General features: G+C 64.3%; 9 protein-coding genes. 2 read left to right on the top strand and 7 right to left on the bottom strand.

Going from position 1 to position 12434, the window contains the following annotated elements:
- Positions 1-48: 48 nt before the first annotated feature.
- The 3 genes from A6B35_RS08160 to galE form a co-directional block, all read right to left on the bottom strand.
- Entirely contained in the window at positions 49-1875 is a 1827-nt protein-coding gene (locus A6B35_RS08160; RefSeq protein ID WP_006204562.1) for an alanine racemase, read from the bottom strand.
- Between the two features lie 3 nt (positions 1876-1878).
- Positions 1879-3129, bottom strand: a complete 1251-nt coding sequence (locus A6B35_RS08155) for a D-amino acid dehydrogenase (RefSeq protein WP_006204561.1) — start codon at positions 3127-3129, stop codon at positions 1879-1881.
- A gap of 89 nt (positions 3130-3218) precedes the next feature.
- Positions 3219-4214, bottom strand: a complete 996-nt coding sequence (gene galE, locus A6B35_RS08150; RefSeq protein ID WP_006204560.1) for a UDP-glucose 4-epimerase GalE — start codon at positions 4212-4214, stop codon at positions 3219-3221.
- Between the two features lie 278 nt (positions 4215-4492).
- Here galE and hemA point away from each other — a divergent pair, with 278 nt between their 5' ends.
- A complete protein-coding gene (gene hemA, locus A6B35_RS08145; RefSeq protein WP_006204559.1) occupies positions 4493-5770 on the top strand; it encodes a 5-aminolevulinate synthase in 1278 nt (425 codons plus the stop codon).
- 22 nt (positions 5771-5792) lie between these two features.
- On the opposite strand, the gene A6B35_RS08140 is transcribed toward hemA, so the two are convergent.
- Both A6B35_RS08140 and mscL read right to left on the bottom strand, forming a co-directional pair.
- Complete coding sequence (locus tag A6B35_RS08140) at positions 5793-6959, bottom strand: pyridoxal phosphate-dependent aminotransferase (RefSeq protein WP_006204557.1); 1167 nt, start codon at positions 6957-6959, stop codon at positions 5793-5795.
- Between the two features lie 106 nt (positions 6960-7065).
- A complete protein-coding gene (mscL, locus tag A6B35_RS08135) occupies positions 7066-7485 on the bottom strand; it encodes a large conductance mechanosensitive channel protein MscL (protein ID WP_006204556.1) in 420 nt (139 codons plus the stop codon).
- A gap of 237 nt (positions 7486-7722) precedes the next feature.
- Between mscL and A6B35_RS08130 the strand changes: the two genes are divergently transcribed.
- Positions 7723-11199 carry a PAS domain-containing hybrid sensor histidine kinase/response regulator gene (locus A6B35_RS08130; RefSeq protein ID WP_006204555.1) on the top strand — a complete coding sequence of 1159 codons (3477 nt, stop codon included), beginning with the start codon at positions 7723-7725 and terminating at the stop codon, positions 11197-11199.
- Positions 11200-11218: 19 nt separating this feature from the next.
- Here A6B35_RS08130 and A6B35_RS08125 read toward each other — a convergent pair whose 3' ends face one another.
- Both A6B35_RS08125 and A6B35_RS08120 read right to left on the bottom strand, forming a co-directional pair.
- Positions 11219-11878, bottom strand: a complete 660-nt coding sequence (locus tag A6B35_RS08125; RefSeq protein WP_006204554.1) for a response regulator transcription factor — start codon at positions 11876-11878, stop codon at positions 11219-11221.
- 119 nt (positions 11879-11997) lie between these two features.
- Entirely contained in the window at positions 11998-12426 is a 429-nt protein-coding gene (locus tag A6B35_RS08120; protein WP_006204553.1) for a hypothetical protein, read from the bottom strand.
- Positions 12427-12434 lie beyond the last annotated feature (8 nt).

Raw genomic sequence — 12434 nt, 5'->3', positions numbered from 1 at the left:
TGAGCATGATCTTTTCCGAAAACCGGTGTCCACTTTTCGGGATCATGCTTAAAGGATCCGCTTGCCGAAGGCCGACATGACGAAGTTGATCGTTTCCGTCGCCAGCCTCGGTTCGAGTTCGGCCGTCAGCCCGGACACATCCATCGACAGCAGCCCGCCGGACAGCGCGATGGTCTCCATAGCCTGATGCGTTTCGCGCACGGTGATGCCGCCTGAGCCCGCCGCCCAGCCGGCGAACTCGGTGACGGTGGGCGCATAGCTGACGTGAAAACCCTGTGTACCCGAGGAGGCGATGTGGATGGCTTCGCGCATCACGTCGCGCATGCCCATGGCATCGACGTCGGTCATTGTGAAGGCGGAAACGCGCGAATCGTTCAGCACCCGCGCCTCGGCCGGATCGGCGTGACGCAGGCCGACAATGACGACATTTTCCGGCGACAGCTGCGGCTGCAAGGCGCCCGGCTTATGATCAAGGCCGAGCGCGCGCGCCAGCACAGAAACCTCCGGCAGGTCGATGCCGTCCTCGTCCTCCGGCATCAGCGCGGCGATGGAATCGATCCAGATCAGGCCGAAGGAATGCGTGGCGCGCGCCGTCGCCGCCAGCGCCTTGTAGGCATTGCGACGATCGGCGCCGACGGTCAGCCGGATCAGGCCGGATGGCGGCCGCTCGACATCGGCCAGTTCGACGACGTCGAAATTCATCGCCTCCAGCCGGGCGCCGGTCGCCTCGCGCGCCACGATGCCGGCCGCCGCCGGCTCGGCCGAGATCGACACCATCTTGCGGCCGGAATAGTCCTCGACATCGTGCATCGGGGCCTTTTCGACATATTCCGAAGTCATCGCCATCAACATGGCGCCATAGCTCATGTGGAAGGCGACGCGGTCGCCGACGGCGGGCGGCGGATCGGCATCGGCCACGTCGAGCAGCAGATGGTCGCTGGAGGCGCCGAGCACGCGCATGCCCTTGGTGATCGGCACCAGTCCTTCGACCAGCACGTCCTCGCGGCCGATATTGGCGATGGCGCGCAGCCGATCGCCTTCGTCGGGGAAGACCGGTTGATTGCCGAAAGCGTCATAGCCGGATTGGCCGATAGGCCGCGACGGCTTCAGCTTGACCTCGATGATGTCGCTGGTCAGCCGGCAGGCATCGGGTTCGAGTTCGTCCCACGGCGTGTCGCGGAAGGTTTCGACGCCGCCTTGCAGGATCGCTTCGCCGACCCTGAGATTGTTGATGCCGGCTGGCAGCCGTCCCTCGAGCAGCAGCGGCAGCGACGACGAGGCGCCGCCCGAGATCCAGTCGAGGCTCTTGCCGGACAGGCGCTCGGTCTTGTAGGCGTGGGCGACAAGCTGGCCGAGATTCTCCTCCGTCGGCATGATGGCACCGAAACAGCCGAGATTGGTGCCGATGCCTGCGATGCGCACGCCCTTCATTTCAAGAATCTGCTCGACCGTGGGGACGAGATCGTTCGGCCAGATGCCCTCCCTGAGATCGCCGAGGTCGATCATCAGCATGATGTCGTGGACGCGGCCCATGCGCTCGGCGATGCGGGCGATCTCGCGGATGATGGTGAGTTCGGATTGCAGGCTGATGTCGACGCTGCGCACCACCTCCTCGACGCGGGCGACCGGCGGGCTGCGCAGCAGCATGATCGGGGCATTGATGCCGCTGTCTCGCAGCCGGCGGATGTTCTCGAAGCGCGATTCCGCAATGCCGGTGACACCGCCGCGCAGCATGGCGCGCGCCACCTGCGGCATGCCGCACGTGCCTTTGGTAACACCGAAGACCTTGATGCCGGAGAGCGCGCAGCGCTCGACGACGGTGCGGGCGTTGCGCTCGATGCGGCCAAGGTCGATGGCGACTTGCGGTCCCGACATCGCTCAGTTCCTGTAGACCAGCCCTTGCGGGTCGATCTCCGGTTCGCGGCCGGCGACGATGTCGGCAAGGAATTTTCCGGAGCCGCAGGCCATGGTCCAGCCGACATGGCCGTGGCCGGTGTCGAGATAGAGGTTCGCGTAGCGCGCCTGGCCGATGACCGGCACCGAATTCGGCATCATCGGCCGCAGACCTGCCCAGAGTTCGGCCTTCTTCTCGTCGAAGGCGCCGGGGAAAAGCTCCTTGCCGGTCCTGAACATGGCGGCGAAGTCACGTGGCCGATACGTGCGGTCGAAGCCGGTGAATTCGGCCGTCGAGGCAAGCCGCAGCCGGTTGCCGAGCCGGGAGTAGGCAATCAGCTGGTCCTCGTCGGCGCCGCCCATGGTCGGCCCCTTGCTCTCATCCTCCAGGGGAATGGTCGCGGTGTAGCCTTTCACCGGATAGACCGGCAGGTCGATGCCGTAGCGGCGACCAAGCAGGCCGCTTTCCGGCCCCATCGAGATAACGACGGCGTCGCCGGAGACCGGTCCGGCCGACGTCATCACCGTACGCACACGATCGCCTTCGATGTCGAGGCCTTCGACCGTCGTGCCGTGGAGAAACTTCACGCCGAGTTTTTCGGCGGCGTGGGCGGCGAGTTTTTCGACGAATTGCCGGGAATCGCCGGTCTGGTCGATCGGCGAATAGACGCCGCCGGCGATCTTGTCCTTCGCATCGGCAAGGCCGGGCTCGAGCTCGATCAGGCGGTCGCGGCCGACGATCTCGATCGGCAGGCCATGTTGGGCGAGAAAACGGTAATTGTCGGTGCCGGTGTCGAGGCTGTGCTGTGAGCGGAAGAAATAGAGGATGCCCTTCTTGCGCTCGTCATAGTGGATGCCGGTATCGGCCGAAAGCGCATTGATGCAGTCGCGCGAATAGAGCGCCAGACGCAATTTGACCTGACTGTTGGCGCGCAGGCGCGATACCGTGCACTGGCGCAGGAAACGCATGCTCCAGGCGAGGAAGTACGGATCGAAGCGCAGCCGCACCTTGATGCCGAGATCGTGGTTATAGAGCGCGCGCAGGAACGTTTTCAGCGCCGCCGGCGAGGCCCAGGCGGTGGCGTCGCCTGGCGACACCAGACCGGCATTCGACTGGCTGGTGCCGCGCGCCGGCGCCGGATGGCGCTCGATCACCGTCACCTCGTGGCCGTCGTTGGCCAGATAGTAGGCCGCCGCCGTGCCGACAACACCTGCGCCGAGTACCAGTATTTTCATGCCGCCCCCCAAATCTCAACGGCCAAAGCGCCTCCACGCTCCGCCGCGAAGCCCTTCAATAGCGCTTTAGCGAGCGCGGGACGAGCCCTTCAGCCGCGTGCGGCGTTCTTGCCGCTCAGGATCCGCTCCCAGGCAAGCGCATCGGCGACGATCAGGTCGAGGTCGTCGCGCTGCGGCGTCCAGCCGAGTTCCGCACGCGCAAGCTCCGAATTGGCGACTATGGCGGCGGCGTCGCCAGGGCGGCGATCGCCCATCTTCACCTCGAAATCATGGCCGAAGGCGCGGCGCACGCTGTCGATGACTTCGAGCACGGAATAGCCGTGGCTGTAGCCGCAATTGGCGACGAGGCTTTGTCCCCCTGCGCGCAGCCGCTGCAGCGCCAGGCGATGCGCCGCCGCCAGGTCGCTGACATGGATGTAATCGCGCATGCAGGTACCATCCGGGGTGGCATAGTCGGTGCCGAACACCTGCATGAAGGGCCGCTTGCCGAGCGCCGTCTCGCAGGCAACCTTGATCAGGTGCGTGGCGCCCGGCGTCGACTGGCCAGTGCGGCCCCTGGGGTCGGCGCCGGCAACGTTGAAGTAGCGCAGCGCCGTATAGCGCAGCCCATGCGCGATCGCCGCATCGCGCAGCATCCATTCGCTCATCAGCTTGGACAGGCCGTAGGGCGATACCGGCGCCAGGCTGGCGTCCTCGCGCACCGGCTCCAGCCCGGCGCCGCCATAGACGGCGGCGGTCGAGGAAAAGATGAAATTGGGGACGCCTTCGCGGACCGCGGTCTCGATCAGCGTGCGTGTCTTGCAGGTGTTATTTTCGTAGTAGCCGAGCGGATCGGCGACCGATTCGGGAACCACGATCGAGCCAGCGAAATGGATGATCGCATCGACATGATTGTCTCTAATGATCGAACCGACCAGTTCCCTGTCGGCGACATCGCCGACGACGAGCTTCGCCTCGGGCGCAACCGCCCATTCGAAGCCGGTCGAAAGCCGGTCGAGCACGACCACGCTCTCGCCCGCATCCAGAAGCTCCCAGACCATGTGGCTGCCGATATAGCCGGCGCCGCCCGTTACCAAAACCGCCATCCCGAATCCTCGCACCTTCTGATTTATCGGAAACTGTCTCAACAAGCGCCTTACTGGAAAGCCTGCCGCAAGGCCATTAAAACCCTCAATGTTAAATCGGTAACAGTCGCTATGGCCTGCGACATGGTACCGAAACAAAATTGATCCACATCAAGGGAATAGGCCACGAACCGTGATCGTTAGGAACAGGTCCGGGGCGTGGCATTTTGACCAAAAAGGTCCGGTGGACGCCAAAGGGGGCAATGACTATGATCCCGCGCAAAACTTGGGACGTCGACATGAACTATCAGCGGTTCTTCGAGGAAGCGATCGACCAGCTCCATGCCGAGCGGCGCTATCGCGTTTTCGCCGACCTCGAGCGCATCGTGGGCAAGTTCCCGCGCGCCATCTGGCGCTCCAACGGCCGCGCCCAGGAAATCACCGTCTGGTGCTCCAACGACTATCTCGGCATGGGCCAGCATCCCGACGTCATCGCCGCGGTCCAGAACGCGGCCGGCAAGATGGGTTCGGGCGCCGGCGGCACCCGCAACATTTCCGGCACCAGCAATCCGCTGGTCCAGCTCGAGCTGGAACTGGCCGACCTGCATGACAAGGAAGCGGCACTGGTCTTCACCTCGGGCTTCGTCTCCAACGAAGCCTCGATTTCGACCATCGCCCGGCTGCTGCCCAACTGCCTGATCATTTCGGACGAGCTCAACCACGCCTCGATGATCGAAGGCGTGCGGCGCTCGGGCGCCGAAAAGAAGATCTTCCGCCACAATGACGTCGCGCATCTCGAGAGCCTGCTGCAGGCGGCCGGCCGTGAGCGCGCCAAGCTGATCGTCTTCGAAAGCGTCTATTCGATGGATGGCGACATCGCGCCGATCAAGCAGATCGTCGAGCTCGCCGAGCGCTACAACGCCATGACCTATATCGACGAGGTCCATGCCGTCGGCATGTACGGTCCGCGCGGCGGCGGCATCACCGAGCGCGAGGGGCTCGCCGATCGCATCGACATCATTGAAGGCACGCTCGCCAAGGCATTCGGCACGCTCGGCGGCTACATCACCGGCACAAGTGCCGTCATCGACGCCGTGCGCTCCTATGCGCCGGGCTTCATCTTCACCACGGCGCTGCCGCCGGCGATCGCGGCTGCCGCCACCACGTCGATCCGTCATCTGAAGCGCTCACAGGCCGAGCGCGACGCGCAGCAGCGCCAGGCGTCACGGACCAAGGAGATTCTCGGCGCCGCGGGCCTGCCGGTGATGGACTCGCCGACCCATATCGTGCCGTTGCTGGTCGGCGATCCCGAGCTCTGCAAGATGGCCAGCGACCGCCTGCTTGGCGTGCACGGCATCTACATCCAGCCGATCAACTATCCGACCGTGCCGCGCGGCACCGAGCGGCTGCGCATCACGCCGACGCCCTTCCATTCCGATCAGCTGATCGCCGAACTGCAGGATGCCCTGGTCGAGACCTGGGATGCGCTCGGCATCCCCTATGGCGCAGCGGGCCGCCCCGCGGTCGCCAAGAGCGACCGGATTATCCCTCTGTTGGTACCGAAGTCAGGCGGCTGAAGGCCGTCTGATCCTCAGTTGCTCAAACCGTCTTCATCCACTTCGCCAGCCGGTGCGCGGCTTCCTCGAGTTGATCGAGGCGGCGGTGGAAGCATAGCCTGAGGAAGGCTTCGCCGCCGGGGCCGAAGGCGGTTCCGGGCGCCAGGCCGACATTGGCCTGATCGACGATGTCGAAGGCGGCGGTTCGGGAATCGGTGATGCCCTCGACCGTGAAGAACAGATAGAAGGCGCCTTGCGGCACGGTGAAGCGCGCTTTGCCGGTCGCGCCGAGGATGCCGCAAACCAGATCACGCGCCGCCCGCGCCCGCTCGACCTGCTCGACGATGAAGGCATCGCCCTCGTCGAGTGCGGCGACGGCGCCGCGCTGCATGAACTGAGCTACGCCCGAGGTCGAGTACTGGATCAGGTTCTCGAACACCTGCTGCAGGGCAGGATGGGTCTTGATCCAGCCGACGCGCCAGCCGGTCATCGCCCAGTTCTTGGAAAAACTGTTGACGAACAGGATGCGGTCTTCCCCTGTCGCGATGTCGAGGAAGGACGGCGCGCGGCCATGGCCGTAGTGGAACAGCGCATAGATCTCGTCGGCGATGATCCAGATGCCCTTTTCGCGGGCGAGGTCGAGGATCGCCTGCAGGGTTTCCCGGTCCGCGGTCCAGCCGGTCGGGTTGGACGGCGTGTTGACGAACAGCGCCTTGGTCCTTGGCGTGATCGCGGCTGCGACCTTGTCGACATCGCAGGACCAACCATTGCCGGACTGGTCGAGCGTGACCGCAACCGGAACGGCGCCGGCGACACCGGCGGCAGCGGCGAAATTTGGCCAGGCCGGTGACAAATAGACGACCTCGTCGCCACTGCCGGCGACCGCGTCGATCGCCAGCTGGATGGCGTGCATGCCGGAGGCGGTGACGATGAATTCGTCCGCGGCGAAGCTCTTGCCGAAATGCCTGTCATAGTAGCGGGAAAGCGCCTGTCTCAGCTCCGGGATACCCTTCTGCCAGGTGTAGAAGGTCTCGCCGGCGGCCAGTCCGCGGGCGGCGGCATCGCTGATGAAGGCAGGCGTCGGCAGATCCCCCTCGCCGGCCCAAAGCGGGATCAGACCGTCGCGCAGGCGGCCGTGGTTGACGACGGCGACGATGCCACTTTCGGGCGCGGCGCGGGCCTCGGCGCGTAAATTCTGGATCAGGGTCATGCAAATGTCCGTTGGTTTTGCGACAGCTAGCCTGTTTTGCGGCAGGCGAAAACAGAAAACCCCGGCCGCAAGCGACCGGGGTTTTGGTCCAGAAATGTTGCTCCGGCTATCTCCTGGCGAGCAGATCGCGAATTTCGGTGAGCAAAGCGACATCGGCGGGCGGTGGAGCGGCGGGTGCTGCCGGCTTCTCTTTCTCCAGCCGCTTGCGCATATTGTTCACCGCCTTGACCATCAGAAAGATGATGAAAGCGAGGATGATGAAGTTCAGCGCCACGGTGATGAAATTCCCGTAGGCGAACACCGCGCCTTCCTTGCGCGCATCGACAAGGTTGGTCGAATGCACGTTGGACGACAGGGCGAAGAAGTAGTTCGAAAAATCAACACCGCCGAGCGCGCCGATGAAAGGCATGATGATGTCGTTGACAAGAGAATCGACGATCTTGCCGAAGGCAGCGCCGATGATGACGCCGACGGCCAAGTCCATGACATTGCCCTTGGAAATGAATTCCTGGAATTCTTTCAGCATTCGACCCTCCTTGCCATGGCCACGCTGCCGCCTCCACCATCCCTTCGGCGCCGGCCCACGTCCACCATAACAAAAACCCTTGGTTGCAACAGAAGCAAAAGCGAGAAAGCAGCTGCTTTCTCCTTCCCCGAGGTCAGCGGCCAAATGTCAGACAGACCCGACAGCCATGCGCCGAAAGCCGCGATGGACTCGCCCCCCAAGCTGTGATTGCGTCTGTACCAGGAGGACTTTCGGGCCGTGCAGGGCTGGTTCATCGTCATTATCGCAATCGCCTATGTGACGCTGCTGTTCGTCATCGCCAGCCTTGGCGACCGGCGCTCGGCAGGGCCGGACCGCGCCCGTCCGTTCATCTATGCGCTCAGCCTCGCCATCTACTGCACCTCCTGGACCTTCTTCGGCTCGGTCGGCCTGTCTTCCGAACGCGGCCTCGAATTCCTCGGCATCTATACCGGCCCGGTGCTGGTGTTCGTGTTCGGCTTCCCGCTGCTCAACCGCATCGTCAGGCTGGCCAAGACCGAGAAGATCACCTCGATCGCCGACTTCCTCGGCGCCCGCTACGGCAAGAGCTTCACCGTCGCGGCGATCGCCACGCTGATCGCGACGATCGGCGCCGTGCCCTACATCGCGCTGCAATTGAAGGCGATCTCCGGCTCGGTCAGCCTGATGGTCGAGCACTACACGGGATCGCCACCCTCCTTCGATCCGTTCGTCAGCGACATCTCGCTGGTCGTCGCCATGCTGCTGGCGCTGTTTGCGGTGCTGTTCGGTACGCGCCATGCCGACGCCACCGAGCACCAGGACGGGCTGGTGCTGGCGGTGGCGGTGGAAACCGTGGTCAAGCTCGCCGCCTTCCTGACGATCGGCCTGATGGTCACCTTCCTGATCTTCGGCGGACCAGGCGACATGTTCGACAAGCTCGCTCAGAATGGCGAGGTGCGGCAGGCGATGGGCTACAACACCTCCTTGGCCACCTGGCTGGTGCTGACCGGCCTCAGCGGGTTTGCCATCATCATGCTGCCGCGCCAGTTCTACGTCACCATCGTCGAGAACCGCAGCGAGGCTGAACTTCGCACCGCGACCTGGGTGTTTCCGCTCTACCTTGTCGCGATCAACCTGTTCGTGCTGCCGATCGCCTTTGCTGGCCTGTCGCTGGTCGGCACCAGGACCAGCAGCGACCTCTATGTGCTGTCGCTGCCGCTTTTCAGCGGCCATGATGTGCTGGCCATGGCCGCCTTCATCGGCGGCCTGTCGGCGGCGACCGCCATGGTCATCGTCGAAAGCGTGGCGCTGTCGATCATGATCTCCAACGACCTCGTCATCCCGCTGTTCGTGCGCCGCCTGCTCAAGACCACGACCTCCGAAAGCGAAGACTGGTCGTCGCTGATCCTCAATGTGCGGCGCGGCGCGATCTTCGTCATGCTGTTCATCGCCTTCCTCTACTATCGCGAGAGCACCAACAACGCGCGGCTCTCCTCCATCGGCCTGATGTCGTTCGCGGCCATCGCCCAGTTCGCGCCGGCGCTGATCGGCGGGCTGATCTGGCGCGGCGCCAACGGCAGGGGTGCAGCACTTGGCATGGTCGCCGGCATCCTCTGCTGGGGCTACACGCTGCTTTTGCCCTCGCTCGCCGCGCCGGATGCCGACATCCTCGTCCACGGCCTGTTCGGCTTCGAGGCGCTTCGGCCGCAGGCGCTGTTCGGCACCGTCGCCGAACCGTTGAACCATGGCGTGCTGTGGAGCCTGTCGATCAACGCGGTGTTCTTTGTCCTGGGTTCGCTGTCGCGTGCCTCAGTGCCGCTGGAACGCATCCAGGCGGCGATCTTCGTGCCGCGCGAGGCCGGCCCGATGCCAAGCCTGCGCCGCTTCCGCACCGCGATCACCGTCAACGACCTCAAGGACACGATCTCGCGCTATCTCGGCGTCGAGCGCACCGAGCGTTCCTTCCAGTCCTTCGAAAAGACCAACGGCATCACGCTGCACGGCAACGAGCAGGCGAGCATGGATGTCATCCGCTTTTCCGAGCAATTGCTGGCGAGCGCCGTCGGTTCCTCCTCGGCGCGGCTGATCCTGTCGCTACTGTTCCGGCGCAACGACCGGGAATCCAAGGATGCCTTCCGCCTGCTCGACGACGCCACCGAGGCGCTGCAGCACAACCGCGACCTGCTGCAGATCGCGCTCGACCAGATGGAACAGGGCATCACCGTCTTCGACCGGGACTTCCGCCTGATCTGCTGGAACCGCCAATACCGGGTGCTGTTTGACCTGCCCGACGAGATGGGTCAGGTCGGCGTCTCGCTCGACCGCATCCTACATCACCTCGCGCAGCGCGGCGACATTCCGTCCGACCAGCGGGTGGCGATGCTCAACCGCCTGACCAGCTTCGTCAGCCCGTGGCAGATGGAGCTGAAGACCAGCGGCCGCATCCTGGAACTGCGCTCCAACCCGATGCCGGACGGAGGCATCGTCGCAACCTATGCGGACATCTCCGGGCGCGTCGAACAGGATCTGGCGCTGAAGCGGGCCAATGAATCGCTGGAGCAGCGGGTCAAGACGCGCACCATCGAACTGACGCGCGTCAATGAGGAGCTGGCGCAGGCGCAGATGCTGGCCGAGGAGGCCAATCTCGGCAAGACGCGCTTCCTTGCCGCCGCGGGGCACGACATCCTGCAGCCGCTCAATGCCGCCCGGCTCTATTGCTCGTCGCTGATCGAAAAGGCCGGCAAGGGACCCACCGGCAAAGCGGCGGTCAACATCGAATCCTCGCTGGAATCGGTCGAGACCATTCTGGGCGCCGTACTCGACATTTCGCGCCTCGATGCAGGTGCAATGAAACCGGAGGACACCGCCTTCAGCCTGGACGGGCTGCTGCGCCAGATCGGCAACGATTTCCGGCCGCTAGCCGCCGAAAAGAAGCTCGGGCTGACCATCATGCCGTCGTCGCTCTGCGTCATGACGGACCGCAATTTGTTGCGCCGGCTGATCCAGAACCTCATCTCCAACGCCATCAAGTACACCCGCCACGGGCGCATCCTGGTCGGGGTGCGGCGGCGCGGGGAACTGGCCGAAATCCAGGTGATCGACACCGGCATCGGTATCGCCGGCGACAAGCTGAATACGGTCTTCCACGAATTCACCCGGCTCGACGAAGGCGCGCGCGAAGCCGAAGGCCTCGGCCTTGGCCTCTCCATCGTCGACCGCATCGCTCGCGTGCTCAGGCTCGAAATCCGGATATTTTCCAACCCAGGCAAGGGCACGCGCTTTTCAGTGATCCTGCCGGTTGTCGCGGCCGAGGCGCCCCGGCGCGAAGTCGAAGCGAAGACGCCGGTGCGCGCCACAAACTCGCTGGCCGGACTGCGTGTTCTCTGCATCGACAATGACGCCCGCATCCTCGACGGGATGCGGCTGCTGCTCGAAGGCTGGGGCTGCAGCGTCGACACCGTCACGGGTGTCGAGGCGACATCCGGCATGCGCCGGCCGGATATCGTGCTTGCGGACTATCATCTCTACGGCGGCACCGGACTGGATGCCATCGAGACGCTGCGGTCAATTCACGGCCACGACTTGCCGGCCGTTCTGGTCACGGCCGACCGCTCCAGAGAGGTCCGCACTGCTGCCGGCGCACTCGACGTGCCGGTGATCAACAAGCCGCTGAAACCGGCTGTGTTGCGTTCGATGATGGCCAGGGTCAGGCCGCTGGCCTCAGCGGCCGAATAATTCGACCCCGCAACCAGGGTCAGCCCGCAGCCTGAAGCGGGTCGCCGCCGATCTTGGCCAGCTGGATCACCGCCTGGGTGCGGCTGTCGACGCCGAGTTTCTGCAGGATAGCCGAGACATGCGCCTTGATCGTGGCCTCGGAGACGCCGAGTTCGTAGGCGATCTGCTTGTTCAACAGTCCTTCCGCGAGCATGCCGAGCACGCGCGTCTGCTGCGGCGTCAGCGCCTGCAGGCGCTTGATCAGGTCTGATATTTCGGGGTCGCGTTCGACGCCGAGATCGATACCGACGGGCGCGGCGATATCGCCGGCCAGCACTGCCTGCACGGCGCCGCGAATCTCCTCCATGCTGGCCGATTTGGAGATGAAGCCCGAGGCGCCGAGATCGAGCGCGCGCCGGATCGTCACCGGGTCGTCATGCGCCGACACAACGACCAGCGGCACCGCCGGGTGGACGCCGCGCAGCGAGATCAGGCCGGAGAGGCCACTGGCGCCCGGCATAGACAGGTCGAGCAACACCATGTCGACATCTTCATTGGCCACGACTAGCGCCTTGGCGCTCTCGAAATCGCCGGCCTCGTGGATAGCGGCGACATCGCCGACGCCGGCAAGCGCCTCTTTCAGGGCGCCGCGGAAAAGCGGATGGTCGTCGGCGATGACGAACGTGTAGCCCGACGGCAAATAGTCCTCCCCAAATCCCGATGCTGATTGACTGCTTTTACGGGATCGGAACGATTATGCGGCGATGCGCCCTGTTTTCAAGCGGCAAAGGCCGGACACGGAGTTTTTCCCAGCACGGCTCAGGTCTTTTGCGAATTGAGCTGGGCTCCGTCGTCCTTTTCCATATCCTTGACGATGCCCATGAAGCCACGCAGGAAGCGTTCCATGTAACTCATCGTCTTGTTGAAATCCTCTTCGCTGGGCAGCTTCGATTCGAGGCGGGCGGACAACGAGTTTTCGAGCTTGGTGACGCGCTCGTCCATGGCCTTCATCGAAGTCTGCAAGCGGTCGACCTCGTCCTGGAAGGCGGCGCGTTCGTCGGCCGCCATCTTGCACACCAGCTGGCCGGCGCGCTCCTCGCAGATCGACATGGCGCCGGTCTGCGTGTCCATGCGGACATAGCCGTTGGCCGACTTTTCCAGTTTGTAGCGGTCGGTCTCTTCGGACCAGGCCGACGCTGCGACGAACGAGACCAGTGCGGCGGGGATCAGTATGTGCTGCAGACGCATGTTCAACC

The organism is Mesorhizobium amorphae CCNWGS0123, from assembly GCF_001686985.1.
In the GTDB taxonomy this organism is placed as follows: Bacteria; Pseudomonadota; Alphaproteobacteria; order Rhizobiales; family Rhizobiaceae; genus Mesorhizobium; species Mesorhizobium amorphae.
Note: the sequence above shows the minus strand (reverse complement) of the source record. Positions and strands in the feature narration are given on the sequence as shown.